The organism is uncultured Bacteroides sp. (genome assembly GCF_905207245.1).
In the GTDB taxonomy this organism is placed as follows: Bacteria; Bacteroidota; Bacteroidia; order Bacteroidales; family Bacteroidaceae; genus Bacteroides.
This window is the reverse complement of the sequence record NZ_CAJLKP010000001.1, coordinates 193,087-218,474: the sequence shown is the minus strand read 5'-3', so window position 1 is coordinate 218,474 and position 25,388 is coordinate 193,087. Positions and strand designations below refer to the sequence as shown.

Sequence of the window (25,388 nt, the reverse complement as noted above, 5' to 3'; positions counted from 1 at the left end):
GTAAAATAGGACATTATAGTCTTCGATGAGAAGACTTGTATTAACTAAACAAGATGATTTTATGAAGAAGAATTTATTTTATTTGTTTGCATTGATTTGTTCAATGAGTTTGTTCACTGCTTGTAGTGATGATGATGACCCTGTTTATCCGATTGAGGAAGAATTGGCAGGTACCTATAAAGGTACTTTAGATATTGAATTAGATGGGACTTCTGTGGCAAATGGGATGCCAAAAAACATTACGATTGCAAAAGCTGGGAATAATATTATTAGTTTGGAATTGAAGGACTTTAGCTTCATGGAAATGAACTTGGGAACTATCAAATTGGAAAAATGCGTTCTGAAACAAAATGGTACTTCTTATACATTTACAGGTAGTCAGGAACTGAATTTAAGTGGCATTGGCAAGTGTAATGTAGATGTAGTTGGTACTATTAATAATGGAAAAGCAGAAGCAAATCTGAATATTGATGTATTACAATTAGGACAGAAAGTTAAGGTGGTGTATAAAGGTACTAAATTAACTGGAGCTGAAAGTTCAGAGGCAAAGATTACAGCATTTACTATTGATAGTGAACTGGTAACAGAACAGCCGGTAATTGATGAAGCTACTGGTATTATTACTTTTAAGGTTCGTGATACGGCTACTGATAATGATTTGAAAGCTTTAAAGCCTATATTCACAATTTCGGAAAAAGCTACTGTAACTCCGGCAAGCGGCGTAGCACAGGATTTTTCTGGTGGTAAAACAGTGGTTTATACAGTAATTTCAGAAAATGGAACAGTTAAGGCTTATAAGGTTTCTATAGCAGGTAGCCAGTCTGAGTTGAAATTCTCTTTCGAGGAATGGGAAACAGTTCCTGGTTCTTTTTTAACTAATGAATATTATTCTCCTCTACCGACGGATTTATTGGCTACGAGTGCGCCGGGAGCTGCTTATCTTAAACTGTTCAAAGTTACGGATTTGCCAGTATTCCAGACAGATGATAAAAAAGCAGGTGAGTCGGCGATTAAGCTAGTAACAATGGACACCAGTGATAAAGTTAATGCATTAGTTCCTGCTATTACATCAGGTTCGGTGTTTACTGGAAAGTTTGTATTGAATACGGGCGATCGTATTGCCAGTTCTAAGTTTGGTATTGCTTATGATAAAAGGCCGGTTTATTTCAGAGGATGGTATAAATATGCTCCGGGTGCGAAATATATTGATGGCTCTAAGGCTACTAAGCCAGAAGAAGTAATCGAAAAAACGGATATAGTTGATGAATGTGCTATTCAGGCAGTATTATATGAAGCTGTAGATGCTGATGGTGAAGAAGTGATTTTGACTGGTCATGATATTAATACTTCTGATTATCGTGTGGCAGTTGCCAGATTAGAAGATGGTACAGCGAAAGCAGAGTATACCTATTTTGATATCCCTTTCACCTTTTTAACTGGTAAGGCATATGAAACAAGCAAAACTTATAAATTGGCTATTGTTTGTTCTTCAAGTAAAGATGGTGATAGTTTCATGGGTGCTGGAGGTAGTACTTTGATTCTTGATGAATTAGAAGTTATTGGAGAATCAGTTGCGGCTGAATAATAAATATCCTCCTAAATATAAAAAAGCTAGAAGTTTACTTCTAGCTTTTTTATATTTAGAATCTATGACAGACTTTATTATTACTATAATATTTTAGAAAGAATATCCAAATCCTATATTAAGATAGATAGGATACATGGCAAATGATATTGTATCAAAATTCTTTTTAAAGATGTCATTTAATCCCCATGTAAGATCAGCATAAACATTCAAATGTTTGAAAGCTCTCCATTCTCCACCAAATTGTATACCCCATTGGAATTTGCGCAAATCGTTAGAAAAATCATATGTGGCAATGCTTTCATCTGTAAAGTCTACGCGTGAGCCTGTTTGGTCCGGAGTACGGAGATGCCCCTCATATACATGACCGGAGAAATCCCCTTCAAGTAAATAGGAGAAATAAGGACCGGCTACAAGTTTCCAGCGTTTGCTTATTTTGTAGTTGGCAAGAACAGGAACAGTAAGATAGGAATTCTTAACTTTAGTCTTTACACCTCCCGTCCACAGGCCTTCCAATTCACCACCGTTAGTATTAATAATTTTCATACCATAATTCTTAACGGTAGCTTCAGTAGTCATATTTTTAGTTTCAAGGCGTAAACCTAAAGTTAACCCCCACATTTTTTTATCATCTAGCCATTTGGTTGCATTACCTTCAATAGAAATTGCCATACTGGGTACATAACTGTCTATCTTACGTATTTCTTCAGGCAGAGGTAGAGGAGCGGTCCCGCCGATACTGAATCCTGCCTTCAATGAATATTCCCAGCCACGAAGGTAAGACTGGCCGAGAATATGAGTTCTATCTTCCTGAGCTTTTATTGACGTAGCTCCAATTACTGTTAACAGTAATGCAACAATAATAATATTATATTTCTTCATAATTATCTTTTTTAATTCTCTTCGCAAATAAGTTCTACTTCATCAATATAGAGCGTGCTACCTACGGCACCTTTGAAATAAGCGCCGTCTACACTTGAAGAGAACACAATGCCGAGTTTATATTTACCTTGCTGAAGTTCAGTTTCGTTGATGTCCTTACCATTTTGAGCTTTGAAAGGCAAATTGAATTCTGTCCATTTATCTGTTTCTAATGCTTCTTCTGCACTAATTCTGGCTAAAGATACTACTTTGTCCGAAGTCAGAGAATTGGTTCCATCTAGCATGAATGAATTATCTTCAGCCTCATACATGACAGCATAGATATCAAATCGATCTTTCTTTCCTGTTTGAGGTGCTCCGCTTTCAGTATAAACTGAACCCGCTTTGAATTTATAATATCCTTTTAATGCTTTCGGCCGTTTGTAGAACTGGAAACCGAAAGTTGTTGCTTTAGGAGCATCTTTAAGTGCATTAGCAAGATCGAAAGCTCCGATAAACAGATTGCCGGCAGCGATATACATCTTCACCATAGCTCCGAAACTTCCGGTGTCTTTAGTTTCTAATTTAGCACATTTACCTATATATCCTGCTGCAACTTGTACGGTAGGATAATCGGTAGGAAGTTTAGACATGCCAGTCAGTTTATATCCAGGATTACCACTGGACCATTGCAATACCTTTGAAACCTCTTGTGAAGTATTGGGCTCAAATTCGTAAAAGATGTGATAAGGAGTATTTTGAGCAACTAATAATTCCTCGAAATGATAGGAAGTAGGTAATTCTGTTGGCCGAACGTTTATTTGATAAACAGGTTTCCAAGCATCGTCTTCGGAGGTCACCGTAAATGACCGCGAATGATCTCCTTCGCTAAAGTTGTATATGTTTCCTATATCACCATCTCTGCGATCATTGGGTTTGATGGATGCACCTTCCGGCAAGGCGAAGTTTAGTTGTTGTTTTGCAAGGTTTGCACCTTTGTGCACATATACATCGACTTTTTTTTCATCTGCGTTTATGTTTGCCAATTGCACATCCGCACCTGTACAGCCATCTATGGCTGCTTCTGAATTTAGCGCTTCGTCTTGTATACAAGAAGATATGGCAAATGCCAAAAAGAAACACGAGGTTAGCGTTTTAATCTTCATTTAATTCAGTTTTTGGTTATTAATAATGTAAAACTCGGACGCAAAGTTAAGTTTCTTTTTTGAAATAGAAGACTTTGCGCCTGTATTAAAAACATTTTTTCTAAATTTGTGTCCATTAAAAACCGTGAAATAATGATAACTGAGTTAGAGAGAAAACGGATAATCGACCTGATACATCAGGAGGTTGTGCCAGCCATTGGGTGCACAGAGCCCATTGCAGTGGCGTTATGCGTGGCTAAAGCGACAGAAACACTGGGAATGAAACCTGAAAACATTAATGTGTTGCTAAGTGCTAATATTTTGAAAAACGCTATGGGAGTGGGGATTCCGGGCACCGGAATGATTGGTTTACCTATCGCAATTGCGCTGGGTGCACTGATTGGAAAATCGGAATATCAACTGGAAGTATTGAAAGACTGTACTCCCGATGCTGTGGAAGAAGGAAAGCGCTTCATTGAAGAAAAACGCATCCATATTTCGTTGAAGGAGAATATAGAAGAGAAACTGTATATTGAAATCTGCTGTGAAGCCGGAGCCAACCGGGCAACCGCTGTGATTGCCGGAGGTCACACCACCTTTATATATATAGAACGTAACGGGGAAGTCTTGTTGCAGAAGCAGCATACCGTAGGAAAGGAAGAGGAAGAAGAAACAGTGGAGCTGACCCTGCGTAAAGTGTATGATTTTGCTTTAAATGCCCCGTTGGATGAAATTCGTTTCATCCTTGAAACTGCCCGTTTGAACAAGGTGGCTGCCGAACGTTCGTTCGAAGGAGAGTATGGGCATTGTCTGGGTAAGATTCTGCGTGGCACTTATGAACACAAAGTGATGGGCGATAGTGTTTTCTCACATATCCTTTCTTATACTTCAGGAGCTTGTGATGCACGTATGGCAGGTGCCATGATTCCGGTGATGAGTAACTCCGGTAGTGGTAACCAGGGTATATCCGCTACTTTGCCTGTATTGGTTTATGCCGAAGAAAATGATAAATCAGAAGAAGAACTGATACGTGCCCTGATGCTAAGCCATCTGACGGTCATTTATATCAAACAAAGCTTGGGACGATTGTCCGCTTTGTGCGGCTGTGTAGTTGCTGCTACCGGTTCCAGTTGTGGCATCACCTGGCTGATGGGAGGAACTTACGAGCAAGTGGCTTATGCTGTTCAGAATATGATAGCCAACCTTACAGGTATGATTTGTGACGGTGCGAAGCCCAGCTGTGCGTTGAAAGTGACTACCGGTGTTTCTACTGCTGTTCTTTCCGCTATCATGGCTATGGAAAACCGTTGCGTAACTTCTGTAGAGGGAATTATTGATGAAGATGTAGATCAAAGCATTCGTAACCTGACAAAGATTGGTTCGCAAGGAATGAATGAGACGGATAAACTTGTATTGGAGATAATGACAGGAAAAAATTAGTAAATTGAAAATTGAGAATTAAAAATTGAAAAATAAGCTATGCAGCATGATAGCGCAGCTAATTCTCAATTTTTAATTCTCAATTTTTAATTTATTAATGGCAGCATCCGCCTTCACATCCATGCTCATGGTCACCGCAACCGTCACCACAATCACCGCAACCACAACTACATCCACCGCCGCTCATCATACGGGCAATTTCTGCTAATTCTTCGTTGGTTGCCGGACGGCTTTCTACGATTTCACCTACAAAGTTCAGATCGCAACCTGCTAACGGATGATTCATATCCATTACAACAACATCTGCCTTAACTTCCTGTACAGTTCCATTGATGCGTTGACCTTCGGCAGTCATCAGAGGAACTACGTTGCCTGCTGTGATACGTTCGCTATCGAACTTGCCATCAACTTCGAAGATTTGTTTCGGAAGGTCGATAACATGTTCTTCATCGTAAGAGCCGTAAGCATCATCACAAGCGATAGTGAAATCAAACTTATCACCGATTTTCAAGTCTTTCACTTGTTCTTCGAAAGAATCTAAAGTCAGACCCAGACCGGAAATGAACTGGAACGGGTGTTCAGCGGTTGCTTCTTCGGTGAAGTCTTTTTCACCATCTTCTATAGCGTATAATTTATAAGCTACGGTAATGTACTTGTTTTCTACTGTTTCCATCTTCTATTTATAAATTGGTATTTTTTTCTTTTTTTGGAGCGTCAAAGGTACGAAATAAAATTGAAAGGGAGCGCAAAGTATAAGAATAAGAATCTTTCTTCTGCTTCCGGACTATACTTACTCCCTACCTACTCCCTACTTACTCCTTACCTCCTCCTTGTCTATAGGTAGGGAGAAGGTAGGTAACAAGTGTGACAGGGTAGTGGTTCAGATAGGGCTAATTGATATTACAGTAAAAACTTAATGCGCAGAGTGCTTTATTCATTTCGCTGGTTAAATTAATCTCTGAATTAGGCTTGCAAAACTTGAATAATAAATAAAAAAATCGGTGCAATCGTTTCATCTGCATGAGCAAAATTATATGTTGTAAGTAAATTATTGTCTCAATTGTTTGTTGATTTACAAGGACTTATACTCTTTGCTTGAATTTGAGTAAAAGAAAAAACTAAAATAGTAAAACTGGATATTTTAATAGGCATAGATTTGCGGCGTTAATTTTAATTTAAACATTATGAAAGATGTAAAATTGCTAATTAGAGATTGGAATGGGCATCAATGCTTGATGCTGTTCTTATGCTTATTCTTTTTGTTTGCAGGAATTTCTCAAGCGGTACACGCTGCTTCGGATGTTGCGATGGGTATTGACCAGAATCTGCAGATTACGGGTGTTGTAAAAGACGCCAGTGGCGAACCCATGATTGGAGTGACGGTAATGGTGAAAGGGGCTGGTACCGGTGCTATCACAGACATTGACGGTAATTATAGTGTGTCTGTGCCCGGAAGCAAGAGTGTACTGACATTCTCTTTCGTAGGATATACTACTAAAGAGGTGACTGTCGGTAATCAGAAGACTATTAATGTTACTTTAGCCGAAGACTCCAAAATGATAGATGAAGTGGTGGTCATCGGTTTTCAGTCCCAAAAGAAAGGAAATCTGACAGCTTCCGTAGCTTCTGTTGGAGCTGAAGCATTGGAAAACAGACCTGTTTCCAATATTGGACAAGCTCTGCAAGGTATGGTGCCAGGATTGAACGTTAGTATCGCTGGCGGTGACCCCAATAAAGTGCCTTCATTGAATATCCGTGGTGCAACGACATTCCGTCAGAGGGGTACATCCAATGATGACAAGAACAAGTTTGATGTAGTTTCAGGCTCTCCACTGATTTTATTGGACGGTGTTGAAATTACTTCTGAAGACTTGAATCAATTGAATCCGAACGATATTGACAATATGTCGTTTTTGAAGGATGCTTCTGCTGCTGCTATCTATGGTACAAGAGCTACCTTCGGTGTAATATTGGTTACCACTAAAGGAGGGACTTTTAAGCAGAAAGCAAAAATAGATTATTCTTATAATCTGGCTTTCGATCAACCTTATGCATTGCCTGATATTCTGGACTCATACTATATCTATAAGGCAGGAGCGGACAAGAATCTTTGGACAGGTGCCATTGCCGAGTATTCACAGCACGACAAGGATATGATGGAGCATATGTTGGCCTACATGAAAGATCCTGTGAATAATAAACCTTATTTCATGGAAGGTGATGCCATTCAATGGGTAGGTAATACGAATCCCTATAAAGAGTTGGTAAAAGACTGGACTCCGACGCAGAAACACAACCTCTCTATCAGCGGTGGTGGTGACAGAATCAGTTACTATATATCTTTGGGTATGCAAGACCAGAAGGGTATGTATGAAATCAGAACCGATGAGCTGAAAAGATACAATGCTATGCTTAGTGTGAATGCCAAAGTGACCAACTGGTTCACAGTGGCAGCCAAGGCTTCGTATAACGTGTTCGATTATGATGCGCCAACACAACAGACAGATGGAATGAACCTCTGGAATTATGCTAAATCTTATTATCCGGAAAACTATATTTATCAGCCGGTATTGACAGGTCCGGATGATCCTCTGCCAAACCATGTGACGGAAAATCCCGTCAGCTATCTTTACGCAGGCGGCCGCAATGTCACTTCCAGACGAAAGACGATTCTTTCTATCAGTCCGGAATTTACAATCATACCTAAAATATTGAAAGTAAAGGCTGACCTTTCTTTTGCTCCTACCACTTATCAGAGAGAAAAGACTCATCCGAAGCAGTCACGTGTCAATAATTCATGGACTGCTCTCGAAAATCGTTGGGCAACGGAAAATACGGGTTATGTCCAACGTACCAATACGGATAGATATTCTATCAACGTATATGCCGACTATAACCAGACTTTCAAGGAAAAACATAATGTGTCCTTGCTGCTGGGTATCAATCAGGAGCAAGAAACTTATGCCGGTTCTTCCATTACACTGACAAAAATGCTCGATCCGTATATCCTGAATCCTACTCTGGTAGAAGATATTACAGCAAACACCTCGGGCAATTCTCATTATGAAATTGCTTCACGCGCCGTATTCGGCCGTATCATGTACAACTACATGAGCAAATATCTGATTGAATTGGATGCCCGTTACGATGGTAGCTCTAAATTCCCGAAAGATTCACGTTTCCAATTCTTCCCGACAGTTTCATTGGGATGGAGGGTTTCGGAAGAAAAATTCATGGATTGGTCAAGAGATTGGTTAGATAATTTCAAGATTAGAGCTTCATGGGGACGATTGGGTAGTCAGCCCAGTTCAAATTATCCGTATCAGTCTGTTTTTGGAACTTCAGAGGGATATTTCCTATTCGATGGAACACGTTATCCCACTGGTATCGTCACTCCTTCGCTGACCAATCCTAACTTGACTTGGGAAAAATCGACGACTAAGAACCTTGGTTTCGACTTCACTTTCCTGAAGAATCGTTTAACGTTCAGTGCTGATGTTTTCGAAAGAAAAGTGACTGACATTTTAATACCGGGTGGAAAGGATTATCCGGCATTGATTGGTGATGATGATTTGCCTTTTGAAAATGCAGGCGTTCTGAAAACAACAGGATTTGAACTCCAGGCTAAATGGTCGGATAAACTGGCTAACGGATTTGGTTATAGCGTAGGTGTTGCACTTTCAGATGATAAGGCTAAAGTACTAAGCTATCCCTCCAACCCAACCAATAAGATTGGCGATGGTGTCTTGTATAAAGGATACACCGTAGGCGACATCTGGGGATACGTAACCGGAGGTATTCTTCAAGAAGGTGACTTTGACGGTGTAGGAGCAAACGGAAAACCGTTGTATCATGGACCCTATTTCAAGGGTGGACAAGCCTATCCGGGATACGTTTGGTATAAAGATTTGGATAATGACGGTGTCATCACAAGTGGTTTAAGTACCATAGACGATCCGGGTGACAGAAAGGTGATTGGTAATAATGCACCACGTTATCGTTACAACATTACGGCTAATTTCCAATATAAAGGCTTCGACTTGGATTTGATGTTCCAAGGCGTGGGTAAGAGAGACTATTGGTTGTCATCCGTATCAAGTTACTGGGGTGGCGGAGCCGGATCATGGGAGACTTATAATCAGTCGTGGACCCCCGAAAGAACGGATGCCAAATTCCCCATGTATGGTTCTGGTCTTGGTAGCTATCCCCAAACCGGCTATCTGCTTGATGCTTCTTACATCAAACTGAAACAAGTAATCTTGGGATATACTTTCCCAAAATCGTTGATTGGTAAAATTGGATTGGAGAAATTAAGACTGAATGTATCTGCTTATAACTTGTTTACCATTTCGGATGTACCTAAGTATTATGATTCGGATTATCTGTCCGATGCATATCCTCCGAAACGGACATTCAGCGTAGGTATTCAAGTAGGTTTTTAATGTTTTAAATCAATAGAGATTATGAAAAAATATTCGATTATAGCTTTGCTCATGACCTTGGTGGCATCTTTGTCGTCTTGTAACGATGACTTCATGCAACGAGATCCGATAGATGATATGGCCGACGGTACTTTCTTTACGAAAGAAGCCGATTTACAATTATATTTAGATGGAATTTACAGATATTACGTGTATGGACATGGCGTTAGCGGAACTAATAATACTTCACATGACAAAGGATTTCTGGCCGTAAAAGCCGGTAGCCAGATTATTTTTGGTGATGCATTCAGTGATAATACGGTCTATGCAGGTGGCATCGATGGCAAATTAGGTGGTACGTATGATACTCCAAACTCAGCTTCCAAGAACTTCGACGCGCCTTGGCAGTGGGAGAAACTTCGTAAAGTAAACTATTTCCTGAACCATTATGCAGAAGTGGGTGATCCTGAAACATTGAAGAAATATGCTGCCCAGGCTTATTTTTTCAAGGCATGGGATTATTACATCAAGCTGGTGGCTCTGGGCGAAGTGCCTTGGTTGGACAAAGAACTGGATACGGCTTCACCTGAACTTTACGGTTCACGTATGCCACGTGTGGAACTGGTTCAAAATATTCTGAAATGTTTTGATTTTGCCATAGAAAATCTGGAGGATAATGATAATTCCTGCGGATACATCAATCAAGATATGGCGTTGTTTCTGAAAGCGCGTTTCTGTCTGTTCGAAGGAACTTTCCGGAAATATCACACCGAATTGAATCTGCAATCTACGGCCAACGACTTATTAAGTCTGAGTCGTGATGCTGCCTGGAAGATTATTGAGAAGAATAGATATTCTCTTTTCAAACATGCCACCGCAAAAGATTCGTATTGGCAATTGTTTATACAAAAGGGCTCTCCCGAGACGGAAGGTAATAATGAGACTATTTTGTCACGTGTTTATGATGGTGTAAAATTGGGACATGACAATCCTCGTTATTGGGGGTTCAATAACCATACACGCTACTGCATGGGTGCTCCTGTGGCCATGCTTGAAGATTATCTGTGTGAAGACGGACGTCCTATTTACTTAGGAGGTACAGACGGCAACTACGTGGTAAATCCTTTGTTCAAAGGGTATGACGGAATGTGGGAGGAGTTGGATAATCGTGATCCCCGCTTGACTCAAACAGTTTGTAAACCGGGTGAATATGCCTCTATTTTTGATGCGGACGATAATACATATAGTCTTGAAGAATCAGGTGTCATTTATCCGATGATTACTTATGATACAGGCGGTGGTTCCCCGATGAAGAAGTATAATTCAACAGTAACCGGTTATCGTTTCATTAAACACTGGATGCCCGATTATGCTGAATGGGAAGCTAATGCCAAAGGTGTGCAGACAGCACATATGTTCCGTTACGGAGAGCTGTTGCTGATTTATGCAGAAGCCAGAGCTGAATTAGGTGAAATTACCAATGAAGATCTGAATATTACTATCAATGCGTTGAGAGAAAGAGCCGGATTCGACTTTGTTAAGTACCCCAATGCTAAACTGACTTTATCCAATATTCCTGCAGACCCGCGTTTAGACGCCATCTATTCACAGAAACTGGATTACTCTGTATCTCCGATAATCCGCGAAATAAGACGTGAACGTCGTGTGGAAATGATGATGGAAGGTATGCGTTATGAAGACCTGATGAGATGGAAAGCCGGCCGGCTGTTTACTGTTCCTGTAAGAGGGATGAAGATGACGCCTGAAAAGATAGAATTGTATAGTAAAAATCGTAATGATGAGAAGTATAAGGATTTTCCATACAAAATAACAGTTCCTATCGGAGAAGTGGGTAATAAAGTAATTGTAGATGATGACGGTTTCATTATCCCTTATCCTACATCTACTACCGTAATCAAAGGTGAGTTACCTTGGGATGATAAACGTTACTATTATCCGATACCTTTGAATGAAATGCTTATGAATCCGCTGTTGATACAGAATCCGGGTTGGAAAGATATTAATAGATAACCGATAAATATAAGAGTAAGATTATGAAAAAAAATATATATTTCTTAGCAGGAATTCTTTCGTTCGGAGCACTGTTCGCCAGTTGCGATGACGATGACTTTGGCAAGGCGGTAAACATTACGGTTGAAAATGCAACGAATCTTGAAAGTGATATTTTCGGTGTCATTGTGACGGAAGGCCAGCCTCTGCAATTGAAACCATTCATTATGCCTGAAAGTGCAAGAGAGAATGCTATAAGCTATCATTTTGCCGGTGAACCTACCGGTGCTATTGATTTGAGTGCAGACGGCTTGATAACTCCTAAGTTGACAACACCTGCTGAAGGTGCTATTCCGTCTCCGCTGGGTACGGATACTATTATCGTGAGAGTTGACGATGGATCGGGTACATTTGTCAGATATCCGGTCAGAGTAGTCAGCAATATAGTACTTGTTTCAAGTATTACTATTCAGTCCGGTGGACAAACTGCAGAAGTGGAAAGCGGTAAGACTTTTGATTTATCTCAATATGTGACTGTCAATCCTGCCAATGCAACCGACAAGAGCGTTACTTATACTACAGAAGATGAAACTGTGGCAACGGTTGACCGGAATGGTCTGATTACTGTTGTTGGTGAGGTCGGACAGACTACTAACATTGTGATAACGGCTAATGATAGAGGTAAACAGTCTGCCACTTGCAGAGTGAAGGTTGCTGCTGAAGCTCCGTTGTATGTAGGTTTCCCATTCTCGGATAACTGGAGTTACTCTTCTAATCTGGCTACCAAGGAAGGTGATATAAAGAATTTATTTGATGATAAGAATTCGACATTCTGGTGTCCCGATATTACAGTTCGCCCTGTTTATGACCCGGTTTGTTATCTAGATATTAATCTGGGAGAGGTTATCAAGTTCGGTCAATTAGGCTACAGGCATCGTAGTTTAAATTATTCTCATCTGCAATGCCATACTTTCAAATTGGAAGCCAAAAAAACAGAAGGTGATGCATGGACTGATTTAGGCGAGTTTGTTACCACGCCCCTGAAGGTGGATGACTACCAATTATTCCCAGTTGAGCCTATTGAAGCCCAATATATCAGAATAACCTTCGTTAAAGGTCATTTGAGAGATGGGAAGACTGATTGGAATTATTCTGAAGCCGGTAATGTTTCCGTAGGAGACTTGCAAGTATTTATTTATAACAGATAATTCTGTTGTTGATATAAATAGTGTTGAAGGGAAATCTAATAACAGGATTTCCCTTCTTAAATCAAAAAATGTTTTTAGAAATAATACTATGACACAGAAAACCAGCTTGATACTTTGTTTATTGGCGTTAGTGGTATCTGTAAAATCTTATGCGGGCGAGATTCATCAGGCAACCGGACCGGAGGAACGTAAGTTGTGGGTTAACACTCTCATAAGAATTTCCGATCCTGTGTTGACTAATCTCGCAAACGGAACTTTACGGACAAATATGCCTCAGGAATCTTTGGATGATAAACGAGCCCGGAAATTTTCCCATTTAGAAGCAGTTGGTAGAACTATCTGTGGAATTGCTCCGTGGCTTGAGCTCGGAATTGATGATACTGAGGAAGGAAGATTAAGAGAGAAATATATTAATTTAATCGCAAAAGGGCTTGCCAATGCTGTCAATCCTTCTTCGCCGGATTACTTGGACTTTAAAACTCCCTACCAGCCTCTGGTAGATGCCGCTTTTTTGTCACTCGGAATATTGCGGGCACCTACTCAAATATGGGGAAAATTAGATAGTCAGACCCAAGAGAATCTGTTAACCGAACTGAAACGTACTCGCTCTATCAAGCCATTCCAGAGTAACTGGTTACTATTTGCCTCGATTATTGAAGCTTCATTGTTGGAACTAACGGGAGAGTGTGACCAAAAGAGGCTACTATATGGAGTGGAAATGTTTCGTGATAAATGGTATATAGGAGATGCAACTTATGGTGATGGTCCTCATTATCATGCCGATTATTATAACAGTTTTGTTATTCATCCTATGTTGACGGAAATATTATGTGTCATGGAAAAGCATGACATACCAGGTGCTGATTTTCTACCTGTTCAAATCAAACGTCTTTCACGTTATGCCGAGCAACAGGAAAGACTGATTTCACCGGAAGGTGCTTATCCTGTCGTTGGTCGTTCTATTGTTTACAGAACGGGTGCATTTCATGCTTTGGGACATGCAGCACTGCTTCATAAGTTACCGTCATCAAGTAAACCTGCCCAAGTACGCTGCGCGTTGACGGCAGTTATTAAACGACAGTTCTCTGCACCCTATACCTATGATGAACAGGGTTGGTTGCATATCGGTTTTGCCGGTAATCAGATTGAAATGTCTGAGTCTTACATAAATACAGGGAGTATCTATCTCTGTACATTGGGCTTTGTAGCATTGGGCTTACCGGATACAGATCCGTTCTGGAGCGAAGGTTTCACTCCATGGACTTCTTTGAAAGCTTGGAGTGGAGAGATGGTAAAGGCTGACCATGCTTTATAAGATGAATCTTGCTTAAGTTATCAGGAACGCCATGTCAGAATTGCAATAGGTAGTAATCATTATATATATAAAATATGAGACATATCATTTTAAAGAGTCTTATCTTGTTGATGTCACTAGGTACTAGCGTATCTGCCCAAAATGTGGCAAAAGTATTGCCTGCAGATTTAGAAATTCCTTTGAAATATGGGTGCTGAACGCTTAGGCAAACGCCAAGATGTAGCGATGCAAAGATGTACATCTATATTATTCAATATTGGATTGGAGCCATCCTGATTACAGATATTCGATAAAGAGCCGGGAAGACAGTGCGGCATTCAGTCGTTTTCTGGAGTTTGCGGAAAATCAGGTAAAGGAGCTTGCGATACGTTATCCCACCGTGAAAGATTTTTGGTTTGACGGCACATGGGATGCGAGTTTCAAAGAGAACGGATGGTGGAGTGCTCAATAGAGAAAATGCTGAAAGAAATGAATACAATGTAAATATGCCGGATAAAACCTTCGGAGAACCCTTTGTTATCAAATTACAAATGCGTGTAGGTCAGGAGAACAGAGAAAAAATATATGGCTGCATTAACTTAGAATATTTCAAAATGTTTTTTGTTTTATTGTATTTTTCATAACTTAGTACCTGTTTCTAAAGTTGAATACTTAACACGATAAAGTCCTTATGAAAAGTAGATACTTATTACTGTTACTAACTGTTTTCTATCTTATATCGGCTACCATCACTGCCGCTGAGAAATACAAGTTCAGGACCATGTCTCCCGAAGGGGGATTTTACTATGATGGAGTAAAAGCGATAGAGCAGGATAAAGAAGGTTTTATATGGATCATGATGGACTATGAACTTTATCGTTTCGATGGCTATCATTATAAAAAATACTATCCTTATTTTGCCTCGATAGCTCCTACCAAAAGATGGATATTTAACAATATGGCATCTGATTCTTCTGGTCGTTTGTATGTAAATACGAACAATGGTCTGTATTGCTACGAGCGAATTTCTGATCGGTTTGAGAAAATCTATGATTCGGTTTCGCACGTTAAGGTAGATAAGTTGGATAATCTTTGGATCAGATATAATAGTAGGTGGAATATACTGGATGCGAGTAAGGGAGAACTCAACGTGCCTGGTTATGATGGAAAAATGCCCACTTATAATAATACCGCTTTTTGTATCTATAACAAGGATTTGTACACGTTCATCCATCGGAAAGTTTATCGATTTAATTATGTGGAGAATAGGTTTGTACTTTGCCTGACATTGCCAAATGCAGGTAACGGATATATTCGTTTTGCTCAGGCGTATATGGGAAAATTATGGCTATTTGTAGATAAGGAAGGTCTCTATAAGATAGATTTGTCCTCTTTCAATATAGAAGACCACTATGAGCCTCTTCCCGAATACAATAGCAATTCATTGCGAGCATTCTATATAGACAAGAAAGGAATGATCTGGTTAGGGACTATAGACGGGCTGTATATACTTGACCCTTCAAACAGGGAACTGACACAATATAAACATTCCGGGACCGACCCTTTTAGTTTGCCAAATAACTCTATTTGGGAGATAAGTGAGGACAGGCAGTCTAATGTCTGGATTGGCACGTATTCGGGAACATTGTGTTATGTCAATATAGATGAGAATGGCGCTTTCAAAACTTATCATACGCAAAACAGCGGGCTGAGTTATGCACCGGTGAGCTCATTTGCCGAAGATCAAGATTATCTTTGGATAGGCACGGAGGGTGGAGGGATTAACCGGATGAATAAAGCTACCGGAAAGTTCAGCTCTTTTACTCATAAAAATGATGTTACCTTCCATAATGTAAAATCGTTGATACTAGATGCCGATGATAATTTATGGATTTCTACGTTTAGAGAAGGTGTGGACCTTTATAATTCTGCGCGGCATAAAGTTGTTAATTACAAGCATTCCAAGAGCGATTCCACTTCTTTACTGGTGGACGATGTGCGGAAAACTATCCTCGAAGGAGATTCCGGTATGTGGGTGGCTTATCAGTATCCGATGCCTGAAGTATCTTATTTTTCTTATCGTAGCAAGTCGTTTACTCATTTTAGTTTGGACAGTACTCGCAATTATGCTTACTTGTTTGATATTTTGCGGCAGGGAGAAAATACGTTATGGGCCATTAGTAATGAAGCACTCTACCGCATGGATACGCATACACGTGCTGTGGAGAAGATAGTTCCCAATGATTCTACATATCTAGGGCTGTTTACTTTTTGTTTGGATGATTCAGGTAATATCTGGATAGGCACTATAGGTAATGGACTTATAAAGTTTGATACTAATACTTCCAGTTTTACTTCTCTGAAAGAAGGGTTACAGCAAAATATCTATTCTATTTATAGTATTTGTTATGATGACGGGAACGTCTGGATGGGGACTGACGAAGGGTTGTTTTGCTATGATATAGCTCGTAATTATCTGATGAATTTTGATAAGAGGGAGAATACGCAGGGACAGGTCTATTATCCGTTGGCATCCATGAAGGGGCAGGACGGGTTATTGTATTTTGGAGGTACAAATGGCTTTACAATTATTGACCCGAAAAAGATTTCACAGAACAACTATAAACCTAAAGCAATCATTTCCGATTTTTTCATTGATCATGAGTCGGTTCACCCTAACTATGTGTTGAATGACTCGCTTAATACTGTTATACTCGATTATGATCAAGTGAACTTTGGTTTTCAGTTTTCCTCTGACAATTATCATATTCCTGAGAAAAATCGCTTTAAGTTTCGGTTGAAAGGGTATAATGATTCCTGGATTACTGCTAATGCGCAGCAACGGATGGTGATGTACTCGAAGGTGCCGGCAGGAACTTATTATTTTGAAGTCTATGCTGCCAATAATGACGGTGTCTGGAGTGATAAACCTACAGTAATTAGAATTATAAGAAAAACTGCTCCGTGGTTCAGCTTGCCTGCCTATTTTCTTTATGTGCTGACAGTATTGGGGATTGCTTATCTGATTTATCGCCACTATGCTGAAAAGAAAAAACTGAAGATGTTGCTTTATCAGGAGAATATAGAAAAAGATAAGAAGGAGCAAATACATCAGGCGCAACTGCGTTTCTTTACTAATATATCACACGACTTCCGGACTCCGTTATCTCTTATCCTCGCGGCTTTGGACAAGTTGAGGCGTGAAGGTTTGAAGGAGTATTATTATCGGATATTAAATGGTAATGTTCAGCGTTTGCTGAATTTGGTAAACGAGTTGATGGATTTCAGGACTGTAGAGAATGGTATGATGCGTCTGGAATTACAGCCACTGAATATCAATCATTTTGTGAAAGAAATAGCCAGTGATTTTATCGATTATGCGAGACAGCGGGATATTGATTTTCAGATAAAGTGTGACGAGACTCTGCCTGCTGATATTTATGTTGATAAAAATATTATTGAGAAGATTATTATGAATCTGCTGAATAATGCTTTTAAATATACACGGGACAAAGGTAAAATCCTTTTGGAAATAAAACGTGGAAAGGACTTTGTATCCCGCTATAAGAACAGCTATACAGTAGGAGAGAGTATGAATAATGTTTTTTCCATAATTGTCAGCGATACAGGGGTGGGAATCTCTCAGGAATCTATCAGTAGTGTTTTTGAACGGTTTTATAAAGTGAATACAGTTAATGCAGATTCGCATCTGGGCACGGGAATCGGGCTGGCACTTGTAAAGAGTTTGGTTTTGCTGCAAAAAGGCAATATTTCCATTTTTTCCGAAAGAGAAATGGGAACAGACATGATTGTTTGTCTGCCTCTTGATAGCAATATCTTTGATGATGCGGATTTCATGAAGCAGAAAGAAATTGTTCAGGAAACGATGGTACAATCGAAAGTTGAGGAAATTCTACCTGCTGATATAAAAGATATAGAGGACGGGCTCTCGCTTTCGAATAAAAAGAAAATATTGGTTGTTGAAGATAACGAAGACTTAAGGGTATTGATTGCTGAATCTTTGTCGGAAGAATTTCAGGTGATGCAGGCATGTGATGGTGTTGCGGCATTGAAACTGATAGAAGAGATGGATTTTGATTTGATTATAAGCGATATCATGATGCCTAATAAAGATGGAGTTTCTTTATGCAATGATATAAAAAATGATATGAATACTTCACATATCCCTGTTATTTTACTGACTGCCAAGACTAGCCTTGAAAGTAAGATTGAGGGGGTTGATTCGGGTGCAGATCTTTATTTTGAGAAACCCGTTGATTTGACATATTTGAAATTGTCCATTCAGAATATATTCAGAAACCAGCAGCAGTTGAAGGAACATTATGCTAAGAATTATTATGCAGACAGTAACGAGTTGTCTTCTAATGAACAAGATAGTAAATTCCTTAAGCAGTTTATTGCTTTTATTGAAGCTAATATGGATCAGTCGCAGATGGATGTGAATTTGATAGCTGAGGAACTATCAATGAGTAGGAGTAAACTTTATACGAAGGTTAAAAGCTTGACTGGAAAATCGGTTGTGGAATTTGTATTGAACTGTCGTTTGCGAAAGGCAGCTAAACTGATTATCGAAGAAAATATGACGATGAGAGAAGTGATGATGGAGATAGGAATAGAGAGCCAGGCATACTTTACCAACTCATTTAAAAAAGTGTTTGGTGAAACGCCTACATCCTTTGCTGCAAAGCATAAAAAGTAGTTCCGGGGATGATTTGGATAAAACAAATGGCAAATTGAGCAAAGCGTTGAGGGAGGAATTGGCTTCCTTTGCAAAAACTTTTAAATTTACTAACATGAAAAACGTTTTGCTATTAACTGTTTTGATTTCATTGTTGACTGTTGGGGCATTTGCTCAAAAGCAACAACGAGTATTGCCTGCCGATCAGGAAATCTCTTTAAAATATGGTGCCGATCGTTTAGGGAAACGCCATGATGCTGCTATGCAGAAATTTCGTGATAATAGGTTGGGCGCATTTATACACTGGGGACTTTATGCCATCCCGGGAGGGGAGTGGAATGGTAAGATATACAATGGAGCTGCCGAATGGCTGAAATCATGGGCGAAAGTGCCGGCAGACGAGTGGCTGAAATTGATGGAACAGTGGAATCCTGAAAAGTTTAATGCCAAGGCTTGGGCGAAGATGGCTAAGAGAATGGGAGTGAAGTATGTGAAAATTACTACGAAACACCACGAAGGTTTCTGTCTGTGGCCAAGTAAGTATAGCCAATATACAGTGGCGCAAACACCTTATAAAAAAGATGTTTTGGGTGAATTGGTAAAAGCCTATAATGATGAAGGCATTGACGTTCATTTTTATTTTTCGGTGATGGACTGGAGCCATCCGGATTACCGGTATGACATTAAGTCGAAAGAAGATGAAGCCGCTTTTAATCGTTTTTTGGAGTTTACGGACAACCAGTTGAAGGAACTTGCTACCCGTTATCCTACCGTAAAGGATTTTTGGTTTGACGGTACATGGGATGCCAGTATTAAGAAGAATGGTTGGTGGACAGCCCATGTAGAACAAATGTTGAAAGATATGTTGCCGGGTGTGACAATCAACAGTCGCTTGCGTGCTGACGATTATGGTAAACGCCATTTCGACAGCAATGGTCATTTGATGGGCGATTATGAATCAGGCTATGAACGCCGCTTGCCCGATCCGGTGAAAGACGTGAAAGTGACTCGTTGGGACTGGGAAGCATGTATGACGGTTCCCGAAAACCAATGGGGATATCACAAAGATTGGTCTATAAGTTATGTAAAAACTCCGTTGGAAGTACTGGAACGCATAGTACATGCTGTTTCTATGGGAGGAAATATGGTCGTGAACTTCGGCCCGCAAGCTAATGGTGATTTCCGTCATGAAGAGAAGGAATTGGCTGATGCCATTGGCAAGTGGATGCAGGAATATGGTGAGTGTATCTATGGCTGTGATTATGCCGGCTGGGACAAACAATCCTGGGGATATTACACCCGTAAAGGAAAAGATGTGTATATGGTTGTTTTCAATCCCCCTTATTCCAAACTTTTAGTAGTAAAGACGCCGAAAGGTACAAAAGTGGCAAAAGCCGTTTTGCTGGATGGAAAAGATGTCGGTGTGAAAGAAACTGCACGTAATGAATATAATGTGAACATGCCGGCAAAGGCACCTGTCGGTCCTTTTGTCATCAAACTACAGATAGAAGAAGATGCAAGTGCAGCAGATAAATATCGTGATGCACTGACCTGATTTCTGTTAGTTTGCGGTTCCGTCAATACTCATTTTAAAAATCTGAATATTCTAACCTTTAATTATATATAATGTTATGAAGAAGCCTTTTCTTCTTATATTTTTCTTTCTGATAACCGTTATGCAGGTCGTTGGACAGCAAAACTTTGACAAGGTTGCCATAAAATCCATCATGAAGCGAGTGGCGGATTGGCAGATAGCCAATCCTAATAAAGGCGCGGAGCATGACGATTTGGATTGGACGCATGCTGCCTTATATATGGGAATGCTGGATTGGGCGGAACTGGCAGAGAAAGAAGATGGTGACGATTCATATTACCAATGGTTGCTCCGTATAGGACGACGTAATCATTTTCAAGTAGGAAAGTGGATGTATCATGCTGATTTTATTGCCGTAGGACAGCCTTTTATCGACCTTTACAATAAATATGGCAATAAGAAGATGATTGCACCCGTCATGGCGAGAGCTAACTGGATAGTAGAAAATCCGGCGGAAACGACTTTGGAACTGGATTATGGTAAATTGGAAACCTTGGATCGCTGGTCTTGGTGTGATGCATTATTTATGGCTCCCCCTGTATATGCCAAACTTTATGCACTAACTAAAGACAAAAAGTATTTGGACTTCTTGAACAAAGAGTACAAAGCCACTTACGATTACCTGTATGATAAGGAAGAACATCTGTTCTACCGCGACCGGCGTTATTTTGCCAAGCGGGAGGCTAATGGTAAGAAAGTGTTTTGGGGACGAGGCAATGGTTGGGTATTGGGAGGACTGGCTGAAATATTGCAGGTGCTTCCCCGGACTGAACCCTCACGTGCCTTTTATCAGGATTTGTTTGTGACTTTGGCTACTCGTGTAGCCGGTTTGCAAAGTCCGGATGGATATTGGCATGCCAGTTTGCTTGACCCTGCGTCCTACCCATCACCTGAAACTAGTGCAACCGGTTTTATCGTTTATGCGCTTGCTTATGGTGTGAACGAGGGATTACTTGATAAAAAAACTTTCATGCCGGTGATAGAGAAAGGGTGGCAGGCGTTGGTGGATGCGGTGGAACCGACAGGTAAACTGGGCTATGTGCAGCCTATCGGCGCCGACCCGCGTAAAGTGACACGAGATATGACTGAGGTTTATGGAGTCGGAGCATTTCTGCTGTCAGGATGTCAAATTTATAATCAATTATCTAACCATGAAAAATAATGTATTGTTTTTACTAATCGTTTTGTTGATGTCAGGCATATCCGGTAAGATGGAGGCCCGTGAAGTGGTATCATTCAATGACGGTTGGGAGTTTAAGAAAGGTCCGTTTTCAAAAGATGCCATGCAGGCAGTACAAAAATGGAATACGGATTGGCAGGAAGTAACTATTCCTCATACTTGGAATGCAGATGATATGCAGAAGAAGGTATCTGCTTTCTATGAAGGTGTAGCCTATTATCGGAAAAAGTGTACTTTCCCCGATAATATGGAAGGTAAACGCATCTTTCTGCGTTTTGAGGGTGTTGGCTCGTGTGCCGAAGTGTATATTAATGGTTACTTGGCAGGCACGCATAAGGGAGCTTATTCAGCTTTTGTATGCGAGATTGGATCGCAAGTGAAGTTCGGTGAAGAAAACGAAATTGTAGTAAAAGCAGATAATGCTTCACGTCCCGATGTCATTCCGACTAACCATATTCTGTTTGGGGTATATGGGGGAATTTACCGTCCTGTGTGGTTGATTGTGACGGAGCCTTGCAACATCGTTGTGAACGATTGCGCTTCTTCCGGTGTGTATATTACTCAGAAAAATGTTTCAAAGAAATCGGCTGAGGTTACTGTAAAGGTGAAAGTGGATAATGCAACCATGGCCCCTGCTTTATTGGAACTGGAGAATACCGTATATGATATGAATGGCAAATTGGTGAAGAAGCATAGTCAGTCTTTTGAACTTACTCCGCAAGGTGTACAAAACTATATTTCCCATTTTAGGCTGAATAATCCTCATTTATGGCAAGGGCGTGAAGACCCTTATCTGCATAAGGTTGTATCACGTCTCATGCAGAATGGGCGGGTGATAGATGAAATAGTTCAACCGTTAGGGCTTCGTAACTATGAAGTTGTCGCTGGTAAAGGTTTCTTCTTGAATGGAAAGCGATATCCCATGTATGGTGTAACCCGCCATCAGGATTGGTGGGGGCTGGGTAGTGCCTTGACTAACAAGGAACATGATTTCGACTTGGCACAGATTATGGATATTGGTGCCACTACTGTGCGTTTTGCACATTATCAGCAATCGGATTACATTTATTCGCGTTGCGATACGCTGGGGCTGGTTATTTGGGCTGAGATTCCTTTCGTGAACCGTGTTACCGGACAAGAGTGGGATAACGCTCACCAACAGATGCGTGAACTGATTCGCCAGAGTTTCAACCATCCTTCTATCTATGTATGGGGAATTCATAATGAAGTGTATCATCCGCATGGTTATACTGCAGCTCTTACACAATCTATTCACGATCTTTGCAAGTTGGAAGACCCGGATCGTTATACAGTGTCTGTCAATGGTTACGGTCATGCCAACCATCCTGTCAATCAGAATGCAGATATACAAGGTATGAACCGTTACTTCGGTTGGTATGAAAGGAAAGTACAAGATATTAAGCCGTGGATAGAAAAGATGGAGCAGGAGTATCCCTGGCAACGCCTGATGTTGACAGAGTATGGTGCAGATGCCAATATCAAGCATCAGACAGAAATTTTGGGTGACGCCCTGAATTGGACAAGCCCTTTCTATCCGGAAACATTCCAGACCAAAACGCATGAATATCAGTGGAGCATTATTGCCCAGCATCCTTATATTATTGCTTCTTACCTGTGGAACATGTTCGATTTTGCAGTACCGACGTCAAAAAGAGGTAGTGTGGATGCTCGCAATATGAAAGGAATGATGACTTTTGACCGCAAAATCAAGAAAGATTCCTACTTCTGGTATAAGGCGAATTGGAGCAAGGAGCCGGTTGTCTATTTGACGCAACGCCGGAATGTGGAGCGTGAAAAGAAAGAGACCACCGTTACGGTGTACTCCAATATGGGTGCTCCCAAGGTGTATCTCAATGGACGGGAATTGACAGGTGTCCGGAAAGGTTATACCGATGTACATTATATATTTGATAATGTAGTCTTGAACGATGGTAAGAATGTGCTGAAAGCGATTGTCTCTCATCAGGGACAAGAGCATACGGATGAAATAGAATGGATGTATAATGGAGAATGCAAACGGACAGCAGACTCTCTTGAATACGAGAAAGAACATGGTAGCTGGTAATGTTCTTAATTATGTATGATTAATTTGTTTGTAATTTTAAATTAGGATTGAAATATGAAGAACTTTAAATTATTGTTGTTAGGGCTTTGCGTTGTGATGTGTGCATGTTCAGCACAAACTCAGACTTCCCAGACCAACGAGTACGGTACGGAATGGCACTGGGAAAATGGAACTATTGTAGTGAAGACTCCCGAACGTCCGGCCGGACAAAAGAGTGTCTTGGGGCTGACTACCCCGAAAATGGAAAGTGTACGTGTTGGCTTTGTAGGTTTGGGCATGCGTGGTCCCGGTGCAGTAGAGCGTTTTACGTATATACCGGGTACGCAGGTTGTGGCATTGTGCGACTATGAACAATCGCGTGCTGAGAAGTGTCAGAAATATCTTAAAAAGGCATCTATGCCGAAAGCGGCTATCTATTCAGGGGAGAAAGGGTATGAAGAACTTTGTAAACGCGATGATATAGACTTGGTTTATATTGCTGCGGACTGGCTGCATCACTTTTCTGTTGCTAAATGCGCTTTGGAGAACGGCAAGCATGTAGCTATAGAAGTACCTTCAGCTATGAATTTGCAGGAATGTTGGGATTTGATTAATCTGAGCGAGACTACTCGTAAGCATTGTTTCATATTGGAGAATTGCTGCTATGACTGGTATGAGATGAATACACTGAATATGGCACAGAATGGTGTGTTTGGTGAGATAATCCGTGCACAAGGCGCTTATATTCATAATCTCGCTCCCTTCTGGGATCACTACTGGAAGGCAGGCGAAAATGATAAATTGGGGTGGCGTTTGGATTATAACATGCGTCATCGTGGTGATGTATACGCTACTCATGGTCTTGGTCCCGTGGCGCAGGTGCTCGATATTCATCGTGGGGACCGCATGAAAACATTGGTGGCTATGGATACCAAATCTGTTATCGGTAAGGCATTGGTAGAAGAAAGAGCAGACTCCGTATGCAATAACTTCCGTAATGGCGACCACACTACGACTATGATTCGCACAGAAAACGGTAAGGTAATTGAGATACAACATAATGTAATGACGCCGCAACCTTACAATCGCCTCTATCAGCTTACAGGTACGAAAGGTTTTGCTAATAAATATCCGGTCAGAGGATATGCTCTTGATGCAGAGCAATTATCAGCTTCGGGAGTTCAGCCTAAGATAGACGACTTGAATTCACACGGATTTCTACCTAAAGCCGAAATGGATGCACTTGTAGAGAAATACCAGCATCCGATATTGAAAAAATACGGTGAACTGGCAAAAGAAGTGGGAGGTCATGGAGGTATGGACTTCATTATGGATTGCCGTTTGGTGTACTGTCTGCAAAATGGTTTGCCGTTGGATATGGATGTATATGACTTGGCGGAATGGTGTTGTCTTGCTGAATTAGGAACACTTTCTATGGACAATAATTGTGCTGCTGTGGCATTCCCTGATTTTACCCGTGGTGAATGGAATGTCGTAAAAGGCTATAAACATGCTTATGCAAGCCCTGAAGCGGAAAAGGCGGCTGAAGAAAAAGCAGAAGCTTTCACAGCCGAATTGAAGCAACGGGGAGCTAAAGAATGGGAGGAAGCTGAAAATTAAATAATAGCTGGTCTTTGGGGATGAGTGGTTAGTAGGAAGGCGTTTGCCAATAATACTAACCACTTATTTTTTATATATATGAAAGTGATAAAATAAGATTTAAAAGCGATGTTTACTTACGATTAATCATATTTATCTCATTTTTTTCTTCAAATTGTTTGGAGATTATAAAAAAGCCCTTACCTTTGCAGCACAATTAACAAGAACAGTAAAGTAAATAAAGTTATGAACCTACATACATCTATTAACCTGGCAGTCCTGCATAT

General features: G+C 40.5%; 14 protein-coding genes and 1 pseudogene. 12 read left to right on the top strand and 3 right to left on the bottom strand.

Translation table 11 applies throughout. The annotated features are described in order from the left end of the window. The first annotated feature begins 61 nt into the window (after nucleotides 1-61). Nucleotides 62-1,585 (top strand): PCMD domain-containing protein, encoded by a 1,524-nt coding sequence (locus QZ135_RS00830; RefSeq protein WP_294604956.1) that lies wholly within the window; start codon nucleotides 62-64, stop codon nucleotides 1,583-1,585. A 93-nt stretch (nucleotides 1,586-1,678) separates the two neighbouring features. Here QZ135_RS00830 and QZ135_RS00825 read toward each other — a convergent pair whose 3' ends face one another. Beyond that, nucleotides 1,679-2,467, bottom strand: coding sequence for a porin family protein (locus QZ135_RS00825; RefSeq protein ID WP_294604954.1), 789 nt, complete (start codon nucleotides 2,465-2,467; stop codon nucleotides 1,679-1,681). An 11-nt stretch (nucleotides 2,468-2,478) separates the two neighbouring features. Further along, nucleotides 2,479-3,612 (bottom strand): PCMD domain-containing protein, encoded by a 1,134-nt coding sequence (locus QZ135_RS00820; RefSeq protein ID WP_294604952.1) that lies wholly within the window; start codon nucleotides 3,610-3,612, stop codon nucleotides 2,479-2,481. A gap of 132 nt (nucleotides 3,613-3,744) precedes the next feature. On the opposite strand from QZ135_RS00820, the gene QZ135_RS00815 reads away from it, so the two are divergent. Next, a complete protein-coding gene (locus QZ135_RS00815; protein WP_294604951.1) occupies nucleotides 3,745-5,031 on the top strand; it encodes an L-serine ammonia-lyase, iron-sulfur-dependent, subunit alpha in 1,287 nt (428 codons plus the stop codon). Between the two features lie 94 nt (nucleotides 5,032-5,125). On the opposite strand, the gene QZ135_RS00810 is transcribed toward QZ135_RS00815, so the two are convergent. Then, entirely contained in the window at nucleotides 5,126-5,704 is a 579-nt protein-coding gene (locus QZ135_RS00810) for an FKBP-type peptidyl-prolyl cis-trans isomerase (RefSeq protein WP_294604949.1), read from the bottom strand. A gap of 511 nt (nucleotides 5,705-6,215) precedes the next feature. On the opposite strand from QZ135_RS00810, the gene QZ135_RS00805 reads away from it, so the two are divergent. From QZ135_RS00805 to QZ135_RS00760, 10 genes and pseudogenes are all read left to right on the top strand, one after another. Then, nucleotides 6,216-9,473 (top strand): TonB-dependent receptor, encoded by a 3,258-nt coding sequence (locus QZ135_RS00805; protein WP_294604948.1) that lies wholly within the window; start codon nucleotides 6,216-6,218, stop codon nucleotides 9,471-9,473. Nucleotides 9,474-9,494: 21 nt separating this feature from the next. Then, on the top strand, nucleotides 9,495-11,483 hold the full coding sequence (locus QZ135_RS00800; protein WP_294604946.1) for a RagB/SusD family nutrient uptake outer membrane protein: 1,989 nt from the start codon (nucleotides 9,495-9,497) through the stop codon (nucleotides 11,481-11,483). Between the two features lie 23 nt (nucleotides 11,484-11,506). Further along, nucleotides 11,507-12,670: an Ig-like domain-containing protein gene (locus QZ135_RS00795; RefSeq protein WP_294604944.1), complete on the top strand. Its 1,164-nt coding sequence runs from the start codon at nucleotides 11,507-11,509 to the stop codon at nucleotides 12,668-12,670. An 88-nt stretch (nucleotides 12,671-12,758) separates the two neighbouring features. Beyond that, nucleotides 12,759-13,985 (top strand): DUF2264 domain-containing protein, encoded by a 1,227-nt coding sequence (locus QZ135_RS00790; protein WP_294604942.1) that lies wholly within the window; start codon nucleotides 12,759-12,761, stop codon nucleotides 13,983-13,985. 232 nt (nucleotides 13,986-14,217) lie between these two features. Continuing rightward, a pseudogene (locus QZ135_RS00785) lies at nucleotides 14,218-14,456 on the top strand (alpha-L-fucosidase); the annotation flags it as partial. 199 nt (nucleotides 14,457-14,655) lie between these two features. Beyond that, nucleotides 14,656-18,684 (top strand): hybrid sensor histidine kinase/response regulator transcription factor, encoded by a 4,029-nt coding sequence (locus QZ135_RS00780; RefSeq protein WP_294604940.1) that lies wholly within the window; start codon nucleotides 14,656-14,658, stop codon nucleotides 18,682-18,684. A 94-nt stretch (nucleotides 18,685-18,778) separates the two neighbouring features. Next, complete coding sequence (locus QZ135_RS00775) at nucleotides 18,779-20,218, top strand: alpha-L-fucosidase (RefSeq protein WP_294604938.1); 1,440 nt, start codon at nucleotides 18,779-18,781, stop codon at nucleotides 20,216-20,218. A gap of 76 nt (nucleotides 20,219-20,294) precedes the next feature. Continuing rightward, entirely contained in the window at nucleotides 20,295-21,419 is a 1,125-nt protein-coding gene (locus QZ135_RS00770; RefSeq protein ID WP_294604936.1) for a glycoside hydrolase family 88 protein, read from the top strand. Then, complete coding sequence (locus tag QZ135_RS00765) at nucleotides 21,409-23,523, top strand: glycoside hydrolase family 2 TIM barrel-domain containing protein (protein WP_294604934.1); 2,115 nt, start codon at nucleotides 21,409-21,411, stop codon at nucleotides 23,521-23,523. The genes QZ135_RS00770 and QZ135_RS00765 overlap by 11 nt, the downstream gene beginning before the upstream one ends. A gap of 54 nt (nucleotides 23,524-23,577) precedes the next feature. Beyond that, nucleotides 23,578-25,122: a Gfo/Idh/MocA family oxidoreductase gene (locus QZ135_RS00760; RefSeq protein WP_294604933.1), complete on the top strand. Its 1,545-nt coding sequence runs from the start codon at nucleotides 23,578-23,580 to the stop codon at nucleotides 25,120-25,122. Nucleotides 25,123-25,388: the final 266 nt, after the last annotated feature.

Excerpts from the sequence above, each read along its gene's own strand:
- QZ135_RS00830 (WP_294604956.1), top strand. The coding sequence starts at position 62 with ATGAAGAAGAATTTATTTTATTTGTTTGCATTGATTTGTTCAATGAGT.
- QZ135_RS00825 (WP_294604954.1), bottom strand. The coding sequence starts at position 2,467 with ATGAAGAAATATAATATTATTATTGTTGCATTACTGTTAACAGTAATT.
- QZ135_RS00820 (WP_294604952.1), bottom strand. The coding sequence starts at position 3,612 with ATGAAGATTAAAACGCTAACCTCGTGTTTCTTTTTGGCATTTGCCATA.
- QZ135_RS00815 (WP_294604951.1), top strand. The coding sequence starts at position 3,745 with ATGATAACTGAGTTAGAGAGAAAACGGATAATCGACCTGATACATCAG.
- QZ135_RS00810 (WP_294604949.1), bottom strand. The coding sequence starts at position 5,704 with ATGGAAACAGTAGAAAACAAGTACATTACCGTAGCTTATAAATTATAC.
- QZ135_RS00805 (WP_294604948.1), top strand. The coding sequence starts at position 6,216 with ATGAAAGATGTAAAATTGCTAATTAGAGATTGGAATGGGCATCAATGC.
- QZ135_RS00800 (WP_294604946.1), top strand. The coding sequence starts at position 9,495 with ATGAAAAAATATTCGATTATAGCTTTGCTCATGACCTTGGTGGCATCT.
- QZ135_RS00795 (WP_294604944.1), top strand. The coding sequence starts at position 11,507 with ATGAAAAAAAATATATATTTCTTAGCAGGAATTCTTTCGTTCGGAGCA.
- QZ135_RS00790 (WP_294604942.1), top strand. The coding sequence starts at position 12,759 with ATGACACAGAAAACCAGCTTGATACTTTGTTTATTGGCGTTAGTGGTA.
- QZ135_RS00780 (WP_294604940.1), top strand. The coding sequence starts at position 14,656 with ATGAAAAGTAGATACTTATTACTGTTACTAACTGTTTTCTATCTTATA.
- QZ135_RS00775 (WP_294604938.1), top strand. The coding sequence starts at position 18,779 with ATGAAAAACGTTTTGCTATTAACTGTTTTGATTTCATTGTTGACTGTT.
- QZ135_RS00770 (WP_294604936.1), top strand. The coding sequence starts at position 20,295 with ATGAAGAAGCCTTTTCTTCTTATATTTTTCTTTCTGATAACCGTTATG.
- QZ135_RS00765 (WP_294604934.1), top strand. The coding sequence starts at position 21,409 with ATGAAAAATAATGTATTGTTTTTACTAATCGTTTTGTTGATGTCAGGC.
- QZ135_RS00760 (WP_294604933.1), top strand. The coding sequence starts at position 23,578 with ATGAAGAACTTTAAATTATTGTTGTTAGGGCTTTGCGTTGTGATGTGT.